The organism is Streptomyces sp. NPDC102270 (assembly GCF_044766405.1).
In the GTDB taxonomy this organism is placed as follows: Bacteria; Actinomycetota; Actinomycetes; order Streptomycetales; family Streptomycetaceae; genus Streptomyces.
Window position 1 is genome coordinate 228,959 of sequence record NZ_JBIWLX010000001.1, and the last position, 20,801, is coordinate 249,759.

Sequence of the window (20,801 nt, forward strand, 5' to 3'; positions counted from 1 at the left end):
GCCGCGGGGCCCTTTCTCCGTGCAGGCTCAGAGCACTGTGAAGCTGTCCTTCACCTTCTCGTACGTCGTGAGGGCCTGCGTCTCGATGTCCGGCTGGTACCAGGTGTTGATCTGGTACGACTTGTCGCCCACGTCGAAGCCGAGCAGCTGGGCGTGCCAGGGGACGCCGCCGAGGGTGAAGGTGTACTCCCAGACGACCGCGGGGTGATCGCGGAACGTCGTCTCCTCCAGGCGGATCTTGGCGTAGTCCTGGCCCTGGTGGGCGTTCTGCTCGGAGGTCCGCCAGGTCTCCATCAGGTCGCCTCGGGCGAGGGACGACTTGGCCGCGAGCTCCTGCTTCCCGTCCGGCGAGGTGTAGTGGACCTCGGCCCCCGTCTTCACGTCCCGCCGCCAGCCGGTCGGAGTCGCCCACGCGAATCCGCCGGCCTCCTCGTGTGCGCCGGGCGGGAGCGAACGGGGGCGGGAGGTGCCCTCGACGGTGGCGGACGGGGTCCCGCCAGGGGCCGAGGAGGAGACGGAGGCCGAGGCCGAGGCGGACGGGGAACCGCCCGCCTTGTCGTCGCCGGGTGGGCCGGACGTGGTGGCGAGGATGATCGCGACCACGGCGACACCTGCGGCGACCACGCTTCCGACGGCAACCAGGGTGGTCCGGCGCCGACCACGGTGGGCGGTGGCGGGGGGTTCGCCCGGGGGTATGCGGTGGGGATGGGGGCCGAGGACCAGGGCCGGGCCGGGGTCGGGGTCGGGGTCGGCTGCGTCGATACCGGGTCCGCTGTCGCCGTCGCCTTCCTGCACCGGCCCCTGTCCCGGGCGGGGGGCAGGGTCCTGGCCCGGGTGGGGGCGAGTAAGGGGATCGGTGGCGGGGTCGTCGTTGTCGATGCCGGGTCCGCCGCCGGCTGCGCCTTCCTGCGCCGGTCGTCCTTGCTCGGGGGCTGGATCGGGGTCCTGACCCGGGTGGTGGGGGCGACGGTGAGTCTTCGGTACCGGACCAACACGGGTGGGGGCGGAGGCCGCTCGCGTGAGGGCGTCCCTGGTCGGCGCGTCCGGCATCGGGAAGTGCTCCGTCGGGGCGCCCGCCGCGAGGGAGTCCTGGGTGGGGGCGCTCGCGAGAGGTGTACTGGTCGTGGCGGCCCCTGCCCGGAGTACGGCTCCCACCGAGCTCCCGGACGGCGCCTCCGACCGAACCTCCGAACGCTCCTCCGAGGCGGCCTCGGTGGAAGCACTGGCGACGTGGTCGGCCGAGGCCTCCTGGGACCCGGACGGCAGGAACGGCCCGGCTGGGGTGGGGTGTTCGGGTCGCGCGGCTACGGCGTCGTCACCCGCTCCGTCCGGGCCCACGCCCCCCGCCCCGGTCCCGGTCCCGGCCCACTCCGAGGACCCGCGCCTGGGCACCACTCCGTCCGACTGCTCCGCATCCTCCGCATCAGACCGAGCCTCCTCTGGCGATGTGCTCGAACCCCAGGCCGCCTCGGCTGCTGACCGGGACTCCTCCGGCGTTGAGTCCGAAGCCCGAGCAACCCCCGCACCCGAGAAGCCCGGGACCGCATCCGCCGGCTCCACGTCGGCAGGCTCGTCCACGGCCGCCTCGGGCCCGGCATCCGGCTCCGGCACCCGCGGATCCCGTGCAGCCCGTACGACCCCGGTCTCCAGATAGGCCGGGGTGGGCGACTCCCGCGGTGTCCACGGCCCTGGGACCGGCGGGGTCTTTGATGAGCCCTGTCGGGCCGTTGACGTATCCGTTGAACCGCTGGGCATACCCGTCGCCTCCGGCGAGTTTCCTCGCGCGTCCCGTGAGGCTCCCGGTGTTCCCGGGTCCCCCGGCACCTCGGATTCGCCCGGAACTCCCGAAGCGCCCGGCCTCTCGGACCCCTCTCCCGCCCCGCCCGCTTCATCGGCACCCCGCGCCTCGGAAGCGCCCGAACCACCCGGCGTTCCTGGAGCCCCCGCAGTCCCAGGGACTCCCGTGGCCCCAGATGTTCCCGGCCCCCTCGGATCCCGAGGGCCACTCAACTCCCCCTGGGCCCATGCCGGCGCAGAACTCCCCGCTCGCTCCGATCCCGGCGCCGCCCCCGACAGGGGATCCCCGTCAACCTGTCCCGCCCCCGCCACCTGCGCAGAGTCCGCCTGGTCCGAACCCGGTGCCTGCACACCTCCCACCCGAGGTACCCGCTCCGACGTCCCCGTGTCGCCGGCGTCATCCCCCGTCCCCATCCTCAAAGTCGGCGTGGGCGCCGGGAATGCGACCGTGTGCAGGGTCGACTCCACCTCGTCGAGGCCCGGGCGTATCGACGGGTCCTTCTCCAGCAGGGCCGTCAGGAGTTCGGTCAACGGGCCCGCCGCCGCGGGGAGTTCCGGCTCCTCGTAGAGGACGGCGTGCAGCGTGGCCAGGGTGGTGTCGCGCGAGAAGGGGGAGCGGCCGCCCAGTGCCGCGCACAGCGTCGCTCCCAGGGACCAGATGTCCGACGGCGGGCCCTGCGGACGGCCCGAGACCCGCTCGGGGGCCATGTAGTCGGGGGAACCGACGAGCATGCCGACCATGGTCAGCGCCTCGGCGTCCTGCATCGCGGCGATGCCGAAGTCGGTGAGCACGATCCGGCGGGCAGTGCGCTCACCGGACTCCACCAGGACGTTCCCGGGTTTGATGTCCCGGTGCAGGACGCCTCGCGCGTGGACCTGGCGCAGGGCCCGCACCAGCCCCAGGCCGAGCAGCGCCGTTTCGCGCGGGCCCAGTGGGCCGTCCTCCACCGTCATGCGTTCCAGGGAACGGCCGTTGACCAACTCCATGACGATCCAGAGGCGTTCGCCCTCGTCCACGACGTCGTAGACCCGTACGACATTGGGGTGGTCGATGCGCGCCGTGGCCCTGGCCTCGCGCAGGGTCCGTTCACGGCGGGTGCGGGTGTCCTCGGCGTCGAGGCCGTCGATCCGCATCTCCTTGACCGCGACCTGGCGGTCGAGCATTTCGTCGGCGGCCCGCCACACCCGCCCCATTCCCCCCTGGCCGATACTTTCGACCAGGCGATAGCGTCCCGTCACCAGGAGCCCTGGAACTCCGCCGCGCCTCGCATTTCCCGTGTCTCCCGTATTCCCCGGCAATCCGCTGCACCCCCTCAACGATGCCCCGACTGGAACACAATGGTCACACTTCGCGCCGTACCAGCATAGTGCGGAGAAATCTTGTGGTACCTCTTCAAGTACTGCGAATTCAGGCGCAGCCAAGGGGGGCGAACATGAGTTCTCGTCGCATGACGACCATCGCCGGATCGCTGGTCACGGCGTCCTTCTCGACGGTGATGATCTTTTCCTTCACCGCGAGCGCGGACGAGGGACCCGCAAGCAGCAAAGGGGGAAAGGCCGTTGACGAAGCGCCGGCGGGCGTGGAGCTGACGACGACACTGCCCGGGACGATCTCCGTCGACAACAGCTCGCAGAAGACCGACCTCACGGCCACCGTGAAGAACGGCGGGAGTAAGGACAGCGGAAAGATCAGGCTTTTGGTCGTCGGATTCGACGGCATGACGGTCAAAAACGTTCAAGGCTGCTCTCAGATTGCAGAAAAGGATCTACCGGAAGGCTCGAACAGCGGTTTCGCCTGCCCTATCGACAATCTCGCGGCCGGTAAGTCGAAGTCTTACGCCGTAGACGCGACATTCGATCTCGACAAGACCGGAAAGATCTGTCTGCCGGTGCAGGCCGGTGACGGGAAGAAGACGTTCTGGCAGCAGGGCCCGGTTCCGTTCGGTACGACGAATCCGTCGCCGAACGCCCCGGCCACCCCGCTGCTGCTGGGCACCGACAACAAGCCGGTGGCGCCCGGCGGTGACACCCCGGGCGAGTTGCCGAAGACCGGTGTCGGGCGGGACCTGCTGCCGCTCGGGGCCGCGGGCGCCTCGCTGATGGCGGCGGGCGTGGCCGGGCTGTGGTGGTCGCAGCGGCGGCCGCAGCGCACCGGCTGATCCGGAGCGGAAAACGGCGAAGGCATGACCTGACGGGTTGTCAGGTCATGCCTTCGGCATGTCCGGCATGAACCTCTGCGGGAAACCGGAGGAATGTCAGCGCTTGACGAGCTTCCAGGCGGTCGGCAGGACGCCCATCGCCAGGGCCGCCTTGAGGGCGTCGCCGAGGAGGAAGGGAGTGAGGCCGGCCGCGATCGCGGCGGACAGCGACATGTCGGCGGCGTAGGCGAGGTACGGGACGCCGATCGCGTAGATGATCGCCTCGCCGACCAGCATGGCGCCCGCCGTCCGCCACACGTTCCGGTCGGCGCCGCGGCGGGCCAGGGCGCCGACGGCGGCGGAGGCGAGGATCATGCCGAGGATGTAGCCGAAGGAGACGGAGACCCCGGAGGTGCCCTGGGCGAACCACGGGAGTCCGGCGAGGCCGGCCAGCGCGTAGAGGGCGAGGGAGGCGACACCGCGGCGGGCGCCGAGGGTGGTGCCGACGAGCAGCGCGGCGAAGGTCTGGCCGGTCACCGGCACCGGGGAGCCCGGCACGGGCACGGAGAGCTGTGCGGCGAGGCCGGTGAGCGCGGCGCCGCCCACCACGAGCGCGACGTCCCGGACGCGGGAGGCGGGGATCAGGTCAGCGAGGACCTGGCCGGTGCGGGCGGGGGCGACGGCGGTGCTCATGGGGACTCCGCGAGGGTGTGAACGGCGGGGGACATCGTGACGCTATCCCAGCGTGTTCCGGCCGATCACCGTCAGCGCCCGACAAAGGCGGGAGCCGGGGCTTGGTGGGCTCCGGACAAAGGATGCCGGTTACACCCGGTTCGGCGTGATGCCGGTCACTGAGGTGAGGTGGCACCGGCTACAGGGGGGCGAGGTCGGGCCGCTGTTGGGAATCACCAAACGAACGGAATCACCGAACGAACCCTAGTGGTCTGGTCGGATTCACCGTTTCTGACCTACCCTTCCAGGCATGGTCGCCCAGTCCCGGTACTTCTCCTCGCGTCGCCACGTCGACCTGCGACGCGTGGGCACGGCTGTCTGTCGCCGTCCGGTGTGAGGCGGGCTCCGGCGCGCCTCACTCTCCGAGACGTGTCGGCCCCCGTTCCCGAGGACGGTCTTCCATGCCCCGTACCACGGCACCCCCTGCCACCGCTCCCGCCACTCGCCCTTCCACTCCCCCTTCCACGTCCCGGCGCCGTACCAGCGCCAGCGTCGTCCTGCGGTCCGTGCTGGAGCACGGGCCGGTGGCACGCAGCACCATCGCGCGGCTGACCGGACTGTCCCCGGCGTCCGTGACGGACTACTGCTCGCGCTTCACCGAGCTCGGTCTCATCCGTGAGTCGGAGACGCCCCGGCAGTCCCATGGTGTGGGCCGCCCCCATGTGCCCGTCGACCTGGACGAGTCACGGTTCGTCGTGGGCGGGGTCCATGTGGCCGTCCCCTATACGACCGTTGCCCTGCTCGATCTGCGCGGCCGGGTGGTGGCCGCACGGGAGCTCCGGCACAACGGGGCCGGCGCCTCCGAGATCCTGGCGCGGGCCGCCGACGGGCTTGGCGCACTGCTGGGGCGGTCGCCGCGGCTGCGCTGCCTGGGCGTCGGCTTCGCGGCCGGCGGCTGGGTGGACCGGGACTCCGGGACCGTCGTCGAGCACCCCCTGCTGGGCTGGCACGACGTGCCGGTACGGGAGTTGCTCGGCGCCCGGACCGGTCTGCCGGTCCATGTGGACGGGCACGCGCGGGCGTTGGTCAACGCGGAGCGGCTGTTCGGGCGGGCGCGCGGCAGCCGGAGCGTGCTGCACCTGTTCGTCGGCAACGTGGTGGACTCGGCGTTCGCCACCAACGACGAGGTGCACCACGGGCCGCGCTCCCAGGCGGGCGCGATCGCCCATCTCCCGGTGCCGGGCGGCACCGAGCCCTGCGACTGCGGGCGAACCGGGTGCCTGCAGGTCGAGCTGAGCGAGCGGACACTGTGCCGACGGGCCCGGCAGGCGGGAATCGTCGAGGGCGTGAACCCGATGCACGTGGTCGCGGCGGCGGCCACGGGCGACCCGGCGGCGGCCCGGCTGCTGACCGAGCGGGCGGGCGCCGTGGGGCGGGCGGCGCGGCTGCTCCTCGACGTGCTGAACCCGGAGACGGTCGTGGTGACCGAGGTCGGCATCCTCCACCGGGAGGACTGCCTCGTCGCCCTGCGCGAGGGCGTCGGCGACGACCGCGCGGCTTCCGTCATTCCGTCGAGTTTCCCGGATTCCGTCCTTGCCGTGGCGGGCGGTTCGGTGGCCCTCGACGTGCTCTACCGGGATCCATTGGCCGCGTCACCTGAGGCTATTTAATTCAGAAACTCCGAATGTTGACAGGGGCTCCTTGTGGCCGCGAACATCCTGTTCATTAGCCCGCACCTGTACTGTCGCGCCCTTTGTTGCTGACACGTTGCCCCGCGTGACGCGCTCATTTCCCCTGCATGAACTCATTTCTCCGTGACTTTCTCATGCACTGATTCAGGGAGCCTTCCCATGCCCTTTTCCCGCACGTCCCGAATCGGCACGTCCGGAATCGACCGGCGGCTGTTCCTCACCTCGGTCCTCGGCGCCGCGGCCGGTGTCGCCGGCCTCAGCGGCTGCGCCGACAGCAGTGCCGCCGCCGACAGCAAGGACGCCCTGTCCGCGCCGCTCGTCGCCAAGGTCCCGGCCGGTACCAGCCTGAAGATCGCCTCGTACTCCGGAACCCAACAACTACAGCTGAAACTCGGTAAGTTGGGCGCTCCTCCGTTCAAGGTGAGCACCTGGGCCAATATCAGCGCCGGCCCCGACGTCATCAACGCCTTCCGTGCCGGCTCCCTCGACGTCGCCAACAACGCGGGAATCCCGCCGATCCAGGCGCACTTCCAGGGCTACGACGCGAAAATCGTCGCGCTCAACATCACCCGTAAGCCGAACTACCTCTTCGCCACCAAGCCCGGCAGCGACATCCGATCGGTCGAGGACTTCAAGGGCAAGAAGCTGGCGTTCTCGCAGGGGCAGGCCCAAGGGGTGGTCCTGCTCCGGGCGTTGAAGAAGGCCGGCCTCGCCTACGACGAGGTCAAGCTCGTCCCGCTCACCAGCAACCAGTTCTTCACGGCCCTGCAGTCCGGCCAGGTGGACGTCGCACCGCTGCCCAACAGCCAGTCGCCCGCCTACTTCCAGCAGTACGGGCACAAGGGTGCCCGCGCCATCACTACCGACGTGGTCGACCTGCTCAACCTGCTGTGGGCGCCGGCCTCCGTGCTGAGCGACCCCGCGAAGGCCGCCGCGGTCGCCGCCTACATCCCGTACTGGGCCAAGGGCCAGGTGTGGACGTACGAGAACCCCGACATCTGGAACGAGGAGTTCTACGTGAAGACGCAGAACCTGACCCTCGCCCAGGCGAAGGCCGTCACAGCGCTCGCCAACAAGCCTCTGTTTCCCACGAGTTGGGACGAGGCGATCAAGTGGGAGCAGGAGACCGCGGATCTGCTGGCCGAGGGCGGCTTCGTGAAGAAGTTCGATGTGGGCGGCCTCTTCGACCACCGCTTCGAGGGCATCGCCGCGAAGGCCGTGCCCGCGGAGTACCGGAGGTGAGCGCCGTGACCACCGCGACCGCCACCACGACCGTGGTCGCCCCGGACGCGTCCCCGGTCCGCAGGCGACGCCGGCTCTCCCCCGGCAAGCGCCTGCCCGCGGCCCGGCTCGTCGGCCCGGTTCTCCTCCTCGCGCTGTGGGCCGCGGCCTCCGCCGCGGGGCGGCTCGACCCGGCCGCGGTCCCCGCGCCCTGGACCGTGGTCAGGACCGGCGTCCATCTGTGGACCGCCGGGACGCTGCCCACCGACATGGTGACCTCGCTCGAGCGGGCCGCGTCCGGCTTCGCCATCGGGCTGGCCGCCGGTGTCCTGCTGGCCCTGGCCGCCGGGCTCAGCCGGGTCGGTGAGGCGCTGATCGACGGGACGGTGAACCTCAACCGGGCGATTCCGACGCTGGGCCTGATCCCGCTGTTCATCCTCTGGCTGGGCATCGGCGAGTCCTTCAAGGTCGCGATCATCGCGATCGTCGTCTACATCCCGATCTATCTGAACACCCATGCCGCACTGGCCGGCATCGACCACCGCTTCGTCGAACTCGCCGAGGTACAGGGGCTGTCGAGGTTCGCGTTCGTACGGCAGATCGTCATCCCCGGCGCGCTGCCCGGATTCTTCGTGGGACTCCGGCTCGGTGTCACCGGCTCCTGGCTGGGCCTGGTCGTCCTGGAGCAGATCAACGCCACCAGCGGACTCGGCTACATGATGTTCCAGGCCCAGAACTACGGCCAGAGCGATGTGATCCTCGTCGGTCTCGTGGTCTACGGGGTCTTCGGCCTGGTCTCCGACAGCGCGGTCCGTCTCGTCGAACGGAGGGTGCTGTCATGGCGCCGCACACTGAGCAGCTGACCCGGCCGGCCGTACGGATCCGGGGGCTGACCCGGTCGTTCGACGGGCGTACGGTCCTCGACGGCATCGACCTCGACATCCCGGCCGGACAGTTCGTCGCCCTGCTCGGGCACAGCGGCTCCGGCAAGAGCACGCTGCTGCGGGCGGTGGCGGGGCTGGACCACGAGGTGGTGGGGAGCGGGCAGCTGACGGCCCCCGAGAGGGTGTCCGTGGTGTTCCAGGACTCCCGGCTGCTGCCGTGGCGACGGGTGCTGGACAACGTGCTGCTGGGGACGGACGGGGAGGACAGGGGGCGCGAGGCGCTTGCCGAGGTGGGTCTCGCCGGGCGCGAGCGGGCCTGGCCGAACGAGCTGTCCGGCGGTGAGCAACAGCGCGCCGCACTGGCCCGGTCGCTGGTCAGGGAGCCCGAACTCCTGCTTGCGGACGAGCCGTTCGGGGCGCTGGACGCGTTGACCCGGATCAGGATGCACGCGCTGCTGCGGGAGCTGTGGAAGCGGCATCAGCCGTCGGTGCTGCTGGTGACGCACGACGTGGACGAGGCGATCGCGCTGGCCGACCGGGTGCTGGTTCTGGAGGAGGGGCGGATCGGCCTCGACGAGACCATCGACCGGGCCCGGCCCCGGGAGGAGTACCGGGCGCGGCTGCTGACGGCGCTGGGAGTGACCGCAGACGTCAGATGACCGTCCCTGGGGGGCTGCGCCCCCAGACCCCACCGGCCCTGAAGGGGCCTCGTCCTCAAACGCCGGACGGGCTGAGCGCAGCCGGCCGGCACCCGAGCCACTCCCCCGAGCACGCCGCAAAGGACCCCCATGCCCCGCCACCTCCACCTCAACGCCTTCCTCATGAACACCGGCCACCACGAAGCCTCCTGGCGGCTGCCCGAGAGCGATCCCTTCGCGCATGTCTCGCTCGACCACTACGTCCGCCTCGCCCGGATCGCCGAGCGCGGGACCTTCGACTCGCTCTTCCTCGCCGACGGGCCGCAGTTGTGGAGCAACCTCGCCCAGCGGCCCGCCGGTGCACTGGAGCCGCTCACGCTGCTGACCGCGCTGGCGACGGCCACCGAGCACATCGGGCTGATCGCGACCGCCTCCACGTCCTACAACTCGCCCTACAACCTGGCCCGTAAGTTCGCCTCGCTGGACATCATCAGCGGCGGCCGGGCCGGCTGGAACATCGTGACCACCGCCGGCGCGGAGGCCGCCCGCAACTTCGGCCTGGACGCGGAACCCGCACACGCCGAGCGGTACGCCAGAGCCTCCGAGTTCCTCGACGTGGCCCTCAAACTCTGGGACAGCTGGGAGGACGACGCGATCCTCGGCGACAAGGCGGCCGGCGTCTGGGGCGACGACGCGAAGATCCACCCGCCCCGCCACCGGGGGACGTACTTCAGCGTCGAGGGCGCCCTCAACGTGCCCCGCACACCCCAGGGTTACCCCCTGCTCGTGCAGGCCGGTTCGAGTGAGGACGGCAAGGAGTTCGCGTCCCGGTACGCGGAGGCCGTGTTCACCGCCCAGCAGACCATCGAGGACGCGCGGGCCTTCTACGCCGACCTCAAGGCACGGACCTCACAAGCGGGTCGCGACCCCCAGCACATCAAGGTGCTGCCCGGCATCGTCCCCGTCATCGGCGCCACGGAGGCCGAGGCGCTCGCGAAGGAACAGGAGCTGGAGGACCACATCGTGCACCGGCACGGCGTGGCCAACCTGGAGCGGCTGCTGCAACTCCCCGCGGACAGCCTGGAGTTGGACAGGCAGCTCCCGTCCGACCTGCCGCCCGAGTCCGCCGTCGAGGGCGCCAAGAGCCGGTACACGCTCGTCGTGGAGCTGGCCCGGCGCGACCGCCTCACCGTGCGGCAGCTGATCGGCAGACTCGGCGGCGGCCGCGGCCACCTCACCTTCGCCGGCACGCCCGAGCAGGTCGCCGACGCCATCGAGACCTGGTTCACGCAGGGCGCCGCCGACGGCTTCAACATCATGCCCGCGGTGCTCCCCTCGGGACTCGACACCTTCGTCGACCACGTCGTCCCGATCCTGCGCGCCCGCGGCCTGCTGCGCACCGAGTACGGACCGCGCCAGACCCTGCGGGAGCGCTACGGCCTCCCCCGCCCCGCCAACCAGCACGTCCAGCCCGTCCACGCCTAGGAAGGACCCCTCTCATGTCCGGTATCGAGATCCGCAAGGTCACCGCGAACATCGGCGCCCACGTGGCCGGTGTCGACCTCTCCAAGCCCCTGGACGAGGACACGGCCACCGCGCTGCGCGACGCCCTCAACACCCACAAGGCGCTGGTCTTCAGCGACGTGAACCTCGACGACGAGGGCCAGCAGGCCTTCGCCCGGCACTTCGGCGAACTCACCACCGCCCACCCGACCGTGCCGGCCGTCGACGGCACCCCGAACATCCTGCCCGTCGACAGCGAGGGCGGCCGGGCCGCCAACCACTGGCACACCGACGTCACCTTCGTCCTCAACCCGCCCCAGGCCAGCACCCTGCGCAGCCTGACGATCCCGCCGTACGGCGGCGAGACCCTGATCGCCAACTCGGCGGCCGCGTACCGGGATCTGCCGCAGCCGCTCAGGCGCCTCGCCGACGACCTGTGGGCCGAGCACACCAACGACTACGACTACGCCGTACCGGAGGAGAGCCTGGACGAGGAACAGGCCGCGCGGCGCGCCCAGTTCACCTCGATCAAGTACCGCACGGTCCACCCGGTGGTCCGGGTGCACCCGCTGACCGGTGAACGCGGGCTGTTCATCGGCGGGTTCGCGCAGCGGATCGTGGGCCTGTCGACGAGTGAGTCCCGCAAGCTGCTCGAGATCCTCCAGTCGTACGTGACCCGCCCGGAGAACCTGCTGCGCCACCGCTGGTCGGAGAACCAGCTGGTCCTGTTCGACAACCGCATCACCCAGCACTACGCCGTCGACAACTACGACGGTCTGCCGCGCCGGCTGCACCGGGTGACGGTCGCCGGGGACGTGCCGGTGGGCATCGAGGGCAAGGAGAGCTACTCGATCGAGGGCGACGCCTCGCACTACACGGTCGTAGCCGCGTAGTCACAGCCGGTGCCGGACCGGTCCGCATCGTGGGCGGTCTCCCCTTTGACCAGGGAAGACCGCCCACACTGTGGGCGTTTTTGCCGTCTCACGCACTGGACGAACCGCGCCCATGCCCAGCACCACCGTCAGGACCCCACAAGAGTCCGACGCTCCGCTCTCCCACGGCCTCAAGCAGCGCCACCTGTCGATGATCGCTCTCGGCGGGGTGATCGGCGCCGGACTGTTCGTCGGCTCGGGCGCGGGGATCGCCGCCGCCGGACCGTCGATCGTCCTCGCCTACACGCTCTCCGGCCTCCTCGTGATGCTGGTCATGCGGATGCTCGGCGAGATGTCGGCCGCGTATCCGTCCTCCGGCTCCTTCTCCGCGCACGCCGAGCGGGCGATCGGCCCCTGGGCCGGCTTCACCGCCGGGTGGTCGTTCTGGGTCCTGCTGTGCACGGCCGTGGGCCTGGAGGGCATCGGCGCCGCGAAGATCGTGACCGGCTGGCTGCCGGGGACCCCGGAATGGGCCTGGGTGGCCCTGTTCATGCTGGTCTTCTGCGTCACGAACCTGGCCGCGGTGAAGAACTTCGGCGAGTTCGAGTTCTGGTTCGCGGCCCTGAAGGTCGGCGCGATCGTCCTGTTCCTGGTCCTGGGGGTGCTCGCGATCGGCGGCCTCCTGCCGGGCACGGCCGCCCCGGGCACCGTGAACCTCACCGGCCGCGGGGGCTTCTTCCCGGGCGGCGGCGAGGGCCTGGTCGTCGGCCTCCTCGCCTCCGTCTTCGCGTACGGCGGTCTGGAGACGGTCACCATCGCGGCCGCCGAGTCCGAGGACCCGGTGCGGGGCGTGGCGAGCGCGGTCCGTACGGCGATGTGGCGTATCGCGCTGTTCTACGTCGGCTCGATGGCGGTCATCGTCACTCTGGTCCCCTGGAACGCGAAGGCGGTCGTGGAGAAGGGCCCGTACGTCGCCGCCCTCGACGAACTGGGCATCCCGGGAGCGGGCCCGCTCATGAACGTCGTCGTCCTGGTCGCCCTGCTCTCCGCGATGAACGCCAACGTCTACGGCTCCTCGCGCATCGCCTACTCCCTGGTCGAGCGGGGCATGGGACCCGGGTTCCTCGGCCGTGTCCGCGGCGGTGTGCCGCGCGCCGCGGTCCTCGCCTCCAGCGTGTTCGGCTTCGTCTGCGTGGTGCTGAGCTACTGGCGCCCCGACGACGTCTTCTCCTGGCTCCTCAACATGATCGGGGCGGTCGTCCTGGTCGTTTGGGGCTTCGTCGCCGTCTCCCAACTGCGGCTGCGCCGCGCCCTGGAGCGCGAGGCCCCCGGGAACCTGACCGTCCGGATGTGGGGCTTCCCGTATCTGACGTGGGTCGCCCTGGCCGGCATGGCGGCGATCCTGGTCCTGATGGCCAGGGAGCCGGACACCCGCGTACAGCTGTACGGGACGGGCGGCATGACGCTGGTCCTGGCGGGCGCGGGATTCGCCTGGCAGAGGGCGCGCACCGAGGACTGATCCCCACGCGCCCCTGGAGACCTGGACGCCCCTTCGAAAAACCCCCCGGTCCACCCGCGGGGGTCTTTTTGTTGCTAGCGTGTAGTTGCAAGCTCTTTGCAATAAGAGGTTCGGAGGGGACCCACCCATGCCCGTCTACACGTTGCCCGACCTGCCGTACGACTACTCCGCGCTCGCGCCCGTGATCAGTCCCGAGATCATCGAGCTGCATCACGACAAGCACCACGCGGCCTATGTGAAGGGGGCGAACGACACCCTGGAGCAGCTGGCGGAGGCACGGGACAAGGAGTCGTGGGGAGCGGTCAACGGGCTGGAGAAGAACCTGGCCTTCCACCTCTCCGGGCACATCCTGCACTCCATCTACTGGCACAACATGACCGGCGACGGCGGCGGCGAACCGCTGGAGGCCGACGGGGTGGGCGCGCTCGCGGACGCGATCGCCGAGTCGTTCGGATCGTTCGCGGGCTTCAAGGCCCAGCTCACCAAGGCCGCGGCCACCACGCAGGGCTCCGGCTGGGGAGTTCTCGCCCACGAGCCGCTCAGCGGGCGGCTGATCGTCGAGCAGGTCTACGACCACCAGGGCAACGTCGGGCAGGGCGCCACCCCGATCCTCGTCTTCGACGCCTGGGAGCACGCCTTCTACCTGCAGTACAAGAACCAGAAGGTCGACTTCATCGACGCCATGTGGGCCGTCGTCAACTGGCAGGACGTGGCCCGCCGTTACGAGGCCGCCAGGTCCCGTGCGGATGTGCTGCTCCTGGCGCCCTGACCGGCCCGCACCGAAGCGTCCCGCCTCGTGATCGTCTTCTCAGCCTTCATGCGGCGGGCGGAATGACGGAAGCCCCCGCGAGGACGTGACTCGCGGGGGCTTCCCGGGTCCGGTCAGGCCTTGCGGGCCAGACCGCCGTGCTGGCCGATGGGTGCGGGGGCCGTGTCGCCGTCCGGGCGCCACAGCGGGACGGAGACCACGCCCGGGTCCACCAGCTCCAGGCCCTCGAAGAACGCCTCGATCTTGTCGACCGGACGCAGGAAGTAGGGCACCGCGCCGGTCTCGTTGTAGGCGTCCTGGGCCTGTTCGTAGTCCGGGTCGGTGCCGCGCGAGCCGTCGTTGACGCAGAGGTAGCTGCCCGAGGGCAGGCCCGCCACCAGCCGGCGGACCAGGTCCCGGGCCAGGTCGTAGTCGGCGACATGGCCCAGCAGGCCGCTGAGGATCAGGGCCGTGGGGCGGGTGAGGTCAAGGGTCCGGGAGGCCGCCTCCAGGATCTTCTCCGGCTCGTAGAGCGTCAGGTCCTCGTACGCCGTCTCGCCCTCCGGTGTGGAGGTGAGCAGGGCTCGGGCGTGGGCGAGGACCAGCGGGTCGTTGTCCACGTAGACGATCTTCGATTCGGGGGCGATGCGCTGGGCGACCTCGTGGGTGTTGTCGACCGTGGGCAGCCCGGTACCGACGTCCAGGAACTGGCGGACGCCCGCCTCCTCGACCAGGTAGCGGATGCTGCGGCCGAGAAAGGCGCGGCTGCTGCGGGCAATCGTGACGATGCCGGGGAAGACCGCCGTATAGGCGTCGCCGGCCGCCTCGTCGACGGGGTAGTTGTCCTTGCCGCCGAGCCAGTAGTTCCAGATCCGGGCCGAATGCGGCACCGAGGTGTCGATCTCCGTCATGGACCTATCGTGCTACGACCGGTCCTGCTCGCACGGCACATTGAGGGAGAGAAGTGCGGCGGATCCGTCCTCGCCGAGGCGGAGTTCGGTGATCGCCGCGTTGCGCAACCGGGGGAACACTCTGCGGTACTGCCCGAGCGGGATCGACAGCAGCGTGCACAGCACCAGCCGCAGCAGGGTGTTGTGGGCGACGACCAGGACGCGCTCGCCCGGGTGGGCGGCGGCGATGCGGCGCAGGGCCTGCGTGCCCCGGGCGGCGGCGGCCGTCGGATCCTCCGCGCCGGGGAAGGGGTACGCCACCGGGTCCGCACGGTAGGCCTCGGCCGCGTCGGGCACCTCGGCGGCGAACTCCGCGAGGGTACGGCCCTCCAGCACCCCGAAGTCGCACTCCCTGAGGCCGGGTTCGCGGTGCGGGGTGACGCCGAGGGCCCGGCAGGCCGGGTCGGCGGTGGCGATCGCCCGCGACAGGGGGGACGTCCAGATCGCGTCGGGACGGTGTACGGCGGCCCACCGCCCCAGCGCCTCGGACTGGGCCCGCCCCTTGTCGGTGAGCCCGATGTCGCTCACGCCCGCGTAACGGTTCTCGGCATGCCAGATGGTCTGCCCGTGCCGGGCCAGCAGCAGGGTCGTGCTCGTGCTCATGGTGTGGTCCTGTCGGTAGGTGCGGTGCCGTCGTGGCTGGTCGCGCCCCGCGGCGGAGCCGCTGATGTCACAGCCCCGCTCCCCTGGGTGGGTGGGAGCACCGGCGGGCGTCCCGGTCCAGTCGGCTGTGCGCGTGCGCCGCCACCGGTGCGGGGAGCCAGCCGCGATCGGTGAGTTCGTCGACGAGGCGGGCGTAGGGCTCGGCGAAGAGGGCCGTACGGCCCGGGCGCGGGTCCACGACCGTGCGGATGCGGACCATGTGCTCGGCGGCCTCCGCCAAAGGGGTGCCGGTCGTGCCGTGCAGCGCCAACGCGGCCATGCCCAGGGCCGGTTCGGTCTGTTCGGGTACGCGGGCCGGGCGGCCGAGGATGTCGGCGCGGAGCTGGTTCCAGTACGGGCTGCGGGCCGCGCCGCCGGTGAAGGTGAGGGGGCCGTCGAGCGGGGCGCCCAGGTGGTGCAGGTAGTCGAGGCAGAGGCGTTCCGCGAACCCGACGCCCTGCAGGAGCCCGGCCCAGCGGTCGGCATCGTCGGCGGGGGTGCCGAGCTGGAACGCGGTGGCGTCCGGGGCGAGGAAGGGGAACCGCTCCCCCCGTGACACCAACGGGTAGGCCACCGTGCCGGACGGCTCGAACGCGGCCGCGCGCTCGTCCATCGCGACGGGGTCGGCGTCCGCCGGAAGCGCCCCCGCGCCCACGCTCGACGCCCCGCCGGGCAGCCAGGTGCCGCCCGGCGCACGGTGGTTGTAGACCACGCCGGTCGGGTCCCGGACCGGGTCCGGGGTGGCCCCCTTCAGCACGAGGGTGGTGCCGAGTACCGAGTTCCACGACCCGTGCCGCAGGGCGCCCGCGGCGATCTGGGCCGCGCAGCCGTCGGTCATCCCGGCGACGACGGGCGTGCCGACGGGGATGCCGGTCGCTTCCGCGGCGGCCGCGCAGACCTCGCCGAGCCGGGTGCCGGGCAGGACGACCTCGGGTAGGTCCAGGGCGACATCCGGCCAGGCGCCGCGCTCGACGTCGTAGCCCGTCTTGAGCGCGTGGCTGGAGTCGGTGGGCACCGGCCCGCCGGTCAGGCGCGCGGTGACGACATCGGGCTGGTGGGTGACCCGGCCCTTCCCCTGCGCACCGGCGAGCCACAGCGCCTTCGGCAGCGCCCACGTGTCCTGGACCGCGAGCCCCGCCTCCCGCAGTCCGGCCGCCTCACCCGCCGCGCGTGCGTCGTCGTACATGAGCGCCGGGCTCGTCGGCCGGCCCTCCGCGTCCGTCAGCAGGACCGTCCCCGACGTCCCGCACACCGCGAGACCGCCGATCCGTACGCCCGTCAGAGTGAGCAGCGCGGACCGGGACGCCGTACGCACGGCGTCCCACCACTGCTCCGGATCCTGTTCGTGCCGCACGCCCTCACGCCGGCCGCCGAGCGGGGCGGAGCCCTGGCCCAGCACGGTCCCGTCGGCCGTGACCGCCAGCACCCGCACGCTCTGCGTGCCGAGGTCGATCCCCAGCCACGCCGTCTCGTTCTCGTCAGTCATACCGGTCATCGGGACCTCCCACCCGCACGGGGTCTATGCGTACCCGGGATCCGCGGCTCAACATCGTCTCAGTGAAGCGACGACTCGGAGGTCGACGATGACCCAGAGGACCGATCCCGTACGTGTCGTGGCGGCCGGCGACCACTTCGTACTGCCGGGGCTGATCGCCGGGGCCGTCGAGGCCGAGCTGGGCGGCATCGCCGCCCGGACGAAGGAGCTGACGCTCGGCTGGCCCCTGGAACCCTTCGGGCCCGTGGCGGAGGTGGTGGAGGCGAGCGACGCCGAGGACGAGCTGATCGAGGCGCTGGACGGCGCGGAGGTCCTCGTCACCCAGATGGGCCCGGTCACCGAGCGGGTGTTGAACGCCGCCGACAGCCTGCGGCTGGTCGTCGTGTGCCGGGGCGGCCCGGTCAACGTGAACCTCGACGCGGCCAAGGCCCGTGACGTACGGGTGTGCTTCGCGCCCGGCCGCAATGCCGCCGCCACCGCCGAGTTCACCGTCGGCATGCTGCTCGCCGCCGTGCGCCGCATCCCGCAGGCGCACGACCTGCTGGCCGGACAGGGCAGTTGGGAGGGCGGCGCCGCCTACTACACGTACGAGCACAGCGGCCTGGAGCTGGAGGACCTGCCGGTCGGACTCGTCGGCTACGGCGCCGTCGGCAGCCGGGTCGCGCGCGTGCTGTGCGCCTTCGGTGCCCAGGTGATGGTGTACGACCCCTATGTGCGCGGCGAGATCCACGGCCTGCGCGTGTCCTCCCTCGACCAGCTCCTCACCCGCTCCCGGGTGATCACCCTGCACGCCCGTCTCACCGCCGAGACCCGCGGTCTGATCGGCGCCCGCGAGCTGGCGCTGCTGCCGGAGGGGGCGGTCGTGGTGAACGTGGCCCGCGGCCCGCTTATCGACGAGTCCGCGCTGTGCGACGCCCTCGAAGCCGGCCGGGTGTCCGCGGCCGCCCTCGACACCTACGAGCACGAACCGCTGCCCCAGGACTCCCGCCTGCGCGCCCTGGCCGACCGGGTCGTGTTGACCCCGCACCTCGGCGGGGCGAGCCGCGCGGTGGCCGAGAAGGCGGCGAGGATCGCGGCGGAGGAGGTGGGCCGCTGGGCGCGGGGGGAGCGGTTGGCGCACTGCTTGACGTGACCTAGGAGGGTTTTCTTCATGTACGTCGGTATCGATGTGGGCACGTCCGTCGTCAAGGCCGCCGCCTTCGACGCCGAGGGCCGTCAACTGGCCGTCGAGTCGCGCCCGGTGGAGCTCTCCCTGCACGGCGGGTACGTCGAGCAGGACATGGACGAGATCTACGACGCCGTCGTCGACGTCCTCGGCACGCTGACCGGGCGGGTGCCGGAGCCGGTGGAGCTGGCCGGGCTGACCGGACAGGGCGACGGGGTGTGGCTGGTCGACGGGGAAGGGCGGCCGGTGCGGTCGGCGCTGTCCTGGATGGACGGGCGGGCGCACGAACTGCTCGACCAGTGGCTCGCGGACGGCACCTTCGAGACGGTGTTCCGGCGGACCGGCGGCGCGATGTTCCCGGGCTCGCCGGGGCCGTTGCTGGCCTGGCTGGACCGGTACGACCCGAAGTCCCTGGACGCCGCCGGGGCCGCCGTGTACTGCAAGGACATGGTCTTCCAGCGGCTCACGGGGGCCGCGCGGGCGACGACGGACGTGTCGGACGCGTCCATGCCGTTCCTCGACCCGCGGACCCGGACGTACGACAACCGGGTGGTGGAGCTGCTGGGGCTCACCCGTCGGCGGCGGCTGCTCGCGTCCGTCGGCGATCCGATCGCCACGGGCGAGGCGCGGGGTGAGGGGCTGCCGTCCGGGACACGGCTGACGAACGGGCCGTACGACCTGCCGGCCTGCGCGCTGGGCGCGGGGGTGGTGTCGCCGGGGGACGGGCTGCTGATCGTGGGCACGTGTCTCGCCGCGCTGGTCGCCACGACCGAGCTGGACCTGACCGGGGAGCCGGCCGGGCTGTACATCTCCACCGACCGGCCCGGGCACCGGCTGCGGGCGATGCCGGCGATGGTGGGGACGGCGGCGCTGGACTGGGTGCTGTCGACGACCGGCGTCACCCACGCCGAGGTGGACGACCTGCTGGCGGCGACCGCGCCGGGGGCGCACGGGGTCCGGGTGCTGCCGTACTTCGCTCCCTCCGGGGAGCGGGCCCCCTTCGTCGAGCCCCATCTGCGGGCCGAACTCAGCGGTGTCTCCCTGGAGACGACCAAGGCCGACCTGATCCGGGCGACCTGCGAGGGGATCGGCTACGCGGCCCGGCACTGTCTGGAGGCGGCCGGGCTGACGGGGTCGCTCGCGGTGTGCGGCGGAGGGACCCGAAGCCCCGCGTGGATGCAGTTGCTGGCGGATGTGCTGGGGCGGCCGTTGCGGGTTGTCGAGGGGGAGGTGGGGGCCCGTGGAGCGGTGCTGGCGGCAGCAGAGCGTCACGGGGTCTCTCTGGACACGGGTGCCTGGACCGAACCCACGGCGATCGTCGAGCCGGATCCGGGGCGTTCCGCGTACTACTCCAAGCGGTACGAGGAGCACCTGGGCCGGCTGAAGGAGGCTCGGGGACGAGCGAGGCGGTGACGCTGTGAAAGGGCCCGGAGCACGCCGGTGTGCCGACAACGCGAGCAGGCTCCGAGCGGACGGGCACCGGCGATGCGAGGAGGCTAGGAGCGGCCTGAGCCCGGCGACGGGAGGGGCTCGAAGCAGCCCGGCTCCGCGCAGACGGGCACCGGCGATGTGAGCAGGCTCCGCGCAGAAGGGCACCGGCGATGCGAGGAGCCTCGGAGCGGCCTGGCGCTGGCGCTACGACGAGACCTGAAGTGGGCCCCCCGGCGACGCGAGGAGGCTCGAAGCAGCCCAGGCCCCGGCAACGCGAAGAAACCCGGAGCGAGTCCGGCGCTCGTCACTCAAGGAACTCAGAACAAGGCCGGCCCCGGCGATGTCAGGAGGGTCGGAGCAACGCCCGGTTCCGCCGATGGTGCGGCGGGACCGATTCCGGGCTGATGCCTTGGCCCCGCGAGGGCCTGCTCTCGCGGGGTCGAGGCGGTCGGCCTCTGGCCAGTGGAGGGTCACATGCCGAAGATGCCGTGCCCGAACTGCCGCTCGTCCGAGGAGTTCGAACCGCTCAGGGACGAGAAGGAGAGGGCATACGTCCGGGCCAACAAGCCGAAGTGGACCGGCCTGCACGCGTACTACCGCTGCTCACGCGGGAGCTGCCGGCGATACCAGCGGCTCGGTGACGTGAACGACGGCGGCACCTTCCCCGAGCCGCAGAAGTGATCACAGGTTGCTGAAGTCCGGGCCCTTCGTACGCGTGCGCTTGAGCTCGTAGAAGCCCGGTACCGAGGCGACCGCCAGCGTGCCGTCCCACAGCCGCGCCGCGTCCTCGCCCTTGGGGGCCGGCGTGACGACCGGGCCGAAGAAGGCGATCTGCTCGCCGTCCGCACCGGGGACCGCGATCACCGGGGTACCGACCTCCTGGCCGACCTTCTCGATGCCCTCCTTGTGGGAGGCGCGCAGCTCGGCGTCGAACTCGAAGTCCTCCTGGTCCGCGTAGTCGATGAGGTCGGCCGGCAGGCCCACCTCGTCGAGCGCGGCGGCGATGGCCTCGACGGTCGGGCCCTCGCCCTGGTTGTGGAAGCGGGTGCCGAGCGCGGTGTAGAGCGGGCCGAGGACATCGGCGCCGTGCTTCTGCCAGGCCGCGGTGACCACCCGGACCGGCTTCCACGCCTTGGTCGCCAGCATGTCCCGGTACTCCTCGGGCAGCTGGTCGATCTTGTCCTCGTTGAGCACCGCCAGGCTCATGATGTGCCAGCGCACCTCGATGTCCCGGACCTTCTCCACCTCCAGGACCCAGCGGGAGGTCATCCAGGCCCAGGGGCACAGCGGGTCGAACCAGAAGTCGACGGGGGTCTTGGCGGAGGCGTTCGAGGTCTCGGACATGGGTCTCCTAAGAAAAGTGTTCGCTCCAACCCCCAACACCGCTCGTCGCCCACCCCATTCCCGGCTGACCGATGTCAGGAGCGCATGGCAG

The 20,801-nt window shown here is 71.4% G+C and carries 19 protein-coding genes; 13 read left to right on the forward strand and 6 right to left on the reverse strand.

The annotated features are described in order from the left end of the window. Window positions 1–27: 27 nt before the first annotated feature. Entirely contained in the window at window positions 28–2,991 is a 2,964-nt protein-coding gene (locus ACIRP7_RS00970; RefSeq protein WP_403653008.1) for a protein kinase, read from the reverse strand. Between the two features lie 239 nt (window positions 2,992–3,230). Between ACIRP7_RS00970 and ACIRP7_RS00975 the strand changes: the two genes are divergently transcribed. Continuing rightward, window positions 3,231–3,956, forward strand: a complete 726-nt coding sequence (locus ACIRP7_RS00975; protein WP_403652094.1) for an LPXTG cell wall anchor domain-containing protein — start codon at window positions 3,231–3,233, stop codon at window positions 3,954–3,956. A 96-nt stretch (window positions 3,957–4,052) separates the two neighbouring features. Here ACIRP7_RS00975 and ACIRP7_RS00980 read toward each other — a convergent pair whose 3' ends face one another. Beyond that, window positions 4,053–4,628 carry a biotin transporter BioY gene (locus ACIRP7_RS00980; RefSeq protein ID WP_403652096.1) on the reverse strand — a complete coding sequence of 192 codons (576 nt, stop codon included), beginning with the start codon at window positions 4,626–4,628 and terminating at the stop codon, window positions 4,053–4,055. Between the two features lie 289 nt (window positions 4,629–4,917). Between ACIRP7_RS00980 and ACIRP7_RS00985 the strand changes: the two genes are divergently transcribed. From ACIRP7_RS00985 to ACIRP7_RS01025, 9 genes are all read left to right on the forward strand, one after another. Continuing rightward, window positions 4,918–5,004, forward strand: a complete 87-nt coding sequence (locus ACIRP7_RS00985) for a putative leader peptide (RefSeq protein ID WP_353963568.1) — start codon at window positions 4,918–4,920, stop codon at window positions 5,002–5,004. Between the two features lie 64 nt (window positions 5,005–5,068). Then, a complete protein-coding gene (locus tag ACIRP7_RS00990; RefSeq protein WP_403652099.1) occupies window positions 5,069–6,277 on the forward strand; it encodes an ROK family protein in 1,209 nt (402 codons plus the stop codon). A gap of 180 nt (window positions 6,278–6,457) precedes the next feature. Next, a complete protein-coding gene (locus ACIRP7_RS00995) occupies window positions 6,458–7,540 on the forward strand; it encodes an ABC transporter substrate-binding protein (RefSeq protein WP_403652102.1) in 1,083 nt (360 codons plus the stop codon). Beyond that, on the forward strand, window positions 7,537–8,382 hold the full coding sequence (locus ACIRP7_RS01000; protein WP_403652105.1) for an ABC transporter permease: 846 nt from the start codon (window positions 7,537–7,539) through the stop codon (window positions 8,380–8,382). The genes ACIRP7_RS00995 and ACIRP7_RS01000 overlap by 4 nt, the downstream gene beginning before the upstream one ends. Then, entirely contained in the window at window positions 8,358–9,062 is a 705-nt protein-coding gene (locus tag ACIRP7_RS01005) for an ABC transporter ATP-binding protein (protein ID WP_403652108.1), read from the forward strand. Before ACIRP7_RS01000 ends, ACIRP7_RS01005 begins: the two co-directional genes overlap by 25 nt. 129 nt (window positions 9,063–9,191) lie before the next feature. Beyond that, window positions 9,192–10,526, forward strand: coding sequence for an LLM class flavin-dependent oxidoreductase (locus tag ACIRP7_RS01010; protein ID WP_403652111.1), 1,335 nt, complete (start codon window positions 9,192–9,194; stop codon window positions 10,524–10,526). A 14-nt stretch (window positions 10,527–10,540) separates the two neighbouring features. Next, on the forward strand, window positions 10,541–11,437 hold the full coding sequence (locus tag ACIRP7_RS01015; RefSeq protein WP_403652114.1) for a TauD/TfdA dioxygenase family protein: 897 nt from the start codon (window positions 10,541–10,543) through the stop codon (window positions 11,435–11,437). Between the two features lie 112 nt (window positions 11,438–11,549). Next, the gene (locus ACIRP7_RS01020; RefSeq protein ID WP_403652117.1) at window positions 11,550–12,935 is read left to right on the forward strand and encodes an amino acid permease; all 1,386 of its coding nucleotides are present in this window, start codon (window positions 11,550–11,552) and stop codon (window positions 12,933–12,935) included. A 127-nt stretch (window positions 12,936–13,062) separates the two neighbouring features. Then, the gene (locus tag ACIRP7_RS01025) at window positions 13,063–13,704 is read left to right on the forward strand and encodes a superoxide dismutase (RefSeq protein ID WP_403652120.1); all 642 of its coding nucleotides are present in this window, start codon (window positions 13,063–13,065) and stop codon (window positions 13,702–13,704) included. A 113-nt stretch (window positions 13,705–13,817) separates the two neighbouring features. Here the strand turns inward: ACIRP7_RS01025 and ACIRP7_RS01030 are convergent, their stop codons facing one another. The 3 genes from ACIRP7_RS01030 to ACIRP7_RS01040 form a co-directional block, all read right to left on the reverse strand. Further along, window positions 13,818–14,594, reverse strand: a complete 777-nt coding sequence (locus ACIRP7_RS01030; protein ID WP_403652123.1) for an SAM-dependent methyltransferase — start codon at window positions 14,592–14,594, stop codon at window positions 13,818–13,820. A 12-nt stretch (window positions 14,595–14,606) separates the two neighbouring features. Continuing rightward, window positions 14,607–15,236, reverse strand: coding sequence for a histidine phosphatase family protein (locus ACIRP7_RS01035; protein ID WP_403652126.1), 630 nt, complete (start codon window positions 15,234–15,236; stop codon window positions 14,607–14,609). 67 nt (window positions 15,237–15,303) lie between these two features. Further along, window positions 15,304–16,761, reverse strand: coding sequence for an FGGY-family carbohydrate kinase (locus ACIRP7_RS01040; RefSeq protein ID WP_403653011.1), 1,458 nt, complete (start codon window positions 16,759–16,761; stop codon window positions 15,304–15,306). Between the two features lie 97 nt (window positions 16,762–16,858). Here ACIRP7_RS01040 and ACIRP7_RS01045 point away from each other — a divergent pair, with 97 nt between their 5' ends. The 3 genes from ACIRP7_RS01045 (at window position 16,859) to ACIRP7_RS01055 (ending at window position 20,047) form a co-directional block, all read left to right on the forward strand. Next, window positions 16,859–17,902: a 2-hydroxyacid dehydrogenase gene (locus ACIRP7_RS01045; protein WP_403652129.1), complete on the forward strand. Its 1,044-nt coding sequence runs from the start codon at window positions 16,859–16,861 to the stop codon at window positions 17,900–17,902. An 18-nt stretch (window positions 17,903–17,920) separates the two neighbouring features. After that, window positions 17,921–19,348: an FGGY family carbohydrate kinase gene (locus tag ACIRP7_RS01050; protein WP_403652132.1), complete on the forward strand. Its 1,428-nt coding sequence runs from the start codon at window positions 17,921–17,923 to the stop codon at window positions 19,346–19,348. Between the two features lie 492 nt (window positions 19,349–19,840). Then, window positions 19,841–20,047 carry a hypothetical protein gene (locus ACIRP7_RS01055; protein WP_403652135.1) on the forward strand — a complete coding sequence of 69 codons (207 nt, stop codon included), beginning with the start codon at window positions 19,841–19,843 and terminating at the stop codon, window positions 20,045–20,047. Here the strand turns inward: ACIRP7_RS01055 and ACIRP7_RS01060 are convergent, their stop codons facing one another. Then, window positions 20,048–20,710, reverse strand: coding sequence for a DsbA family protein (locus ACIRP7_RS01060; protein ID WP_403652139.1), 663 nt, complete (start codon window positions 20,708–20,710; stop codon window positions 20,048–20,050). Window positions 20,711–20,801 lie beyond the last annotated feature (91 nt).

What these genes read in the sequence shown, in the direction of transcription:
- ACIRP7_RS00970 (WP_403653008.1), bottom strand. Translation starts at nt 2,991, where the DNA reads ATGGGGCGGGTGTGGCGGGCCGCCGACGAAATGCTCGACCGCCAGGTC.
- ACIRP7_RS00975 (WP_403652094.1), top strand. Translation starts at nt 3,231, where the DNA reads ATGAGTTCTCGTCGCATGACGACCATCGCCGGATCGCTGGTCACGGCG.
- ACIRP7_RS00980 (WP_403652096.1), bottom strand. Translation starts at nt 4,628, where the DNA reads ATGAGCACCGCCGTCGCCCCCGCCCGCACCGGCCAGGTCCTCGCTGAC.
- ACIRP7_RS00985 (WP_353963568.1), top strand. Translation starts at nt 4,918, where the DNA reads ATGGTCGCCCAGTCCCGGTACTTCTCCTCGCGTCGCCACGTCGACCTG.
- ACIRP7_RS00990 (WP_403652099.1), top strand. Translation starts at nt 5,069, where the DNA reads ATGCCCCGTACCACGGCACCCCCTGCCACCGCTCCCGCCACTCGCCCT.
- ACIRP7_RS00995 (WP_403652102.1), top strand. Translation starts at nt 6,458, where the DNA reads ATGCCCTTTTCCCGCACGTCCCGAATCGGCACGTCCGGAATCGACCGG.
- ACIRP7_RS01005 (WP_403652108.1), top strand. Translation starts at nt 8,358, where the DNA reads ATGGCGCCGCACACTGAGCAGCTGACCCGGCCGGCCGTACGGATCCGG.
- ACIRP7_RS01010 (WP_403652111.1), top strand. Translation starts at nt 9,192, where the DNA reads ATGCCCCGCCACCTCCACCTCAACGCCTTCCTCATGAACACCGGCCAC.
- ACIRP7_RS01015 (WP_403652114.1), top strand. Translation starts at nt 10,541, where the DNA reads ATGTCCGGTATCGAGATCCGCAAGGTCACCGCGAACATCGGCGCCCAC.
- ACIRP7_RS01020 (WP_403652117.1), top strand. Translation starts at nt 11,550, where the DNA reads ATGCCCAGCACCACCGTCAGGACCCCACAAGAGTCCGACGCTCCGCTC.
- ACIRP7_RS01025 (WP_403652120.1), top strand. Translation starts at nt 13,063, where the DNA reads ATGCCCGTCTACACGTTGCCCGACCTGCCGTACGACTACTCCGCGCTC.
- ACIRP7_RS01030 (WP_403652123.1), bottom strand. Translation starts at nt 14,594, where the DNA reads ATGACGGAGATCGACACCTCGGTGCCGCATTCGGCCCGGATCTGGAAC.
- ACIRP7_RS01035 (WP_403652126.1), bottom strand. Translation starts at nt 15,236, where the DNA reads ATGAGCACGAGCACGACCCTGCTGCTGGCCCGGCACGGGCAGACCATC.
- ACIRP7_RS01040 (WP_403653011.1), bottom strand. Translation starts at nt 16,761, where the DNA reads ATGACTGACGAGAACGAGACGGCGTGGCTGGGGATCGACCTCGGCACG.
- ACIRP7_RS01045 (WP_403652129.1), top strand. Translation starts at nt 16,859, where the DNA reads ATGACCCAGAGGACCGATCCCGTACGTGTCGTGGCGGCCGGCGACCAC.
- ACIRP7_RS01050 (WP_403652132.1), top strand. Translation starts at nt 17,921, where the DNA reads ATGTACGTCGGTATCGATGTGGGCACGTCCGTCGTCAAGGCCGCCGCC.
- ACIRP7_RS01055 (WP_403652135.1), top strand. Translation starts at nt 19,841, where the DNA reads ATGCCGAAGATGCCGTGCCCGAACTGCCGCTCGTCCGAGGAGTTCGAA.
- ACIRP7_RS01060 (WP_403652139.1), bottom strand. Translation starts at nt 20,710, where the DNA reads ATGTCCGAGACCTCGAACGCCTCCGCCAAGACCCCCGTCGACTTCTGG.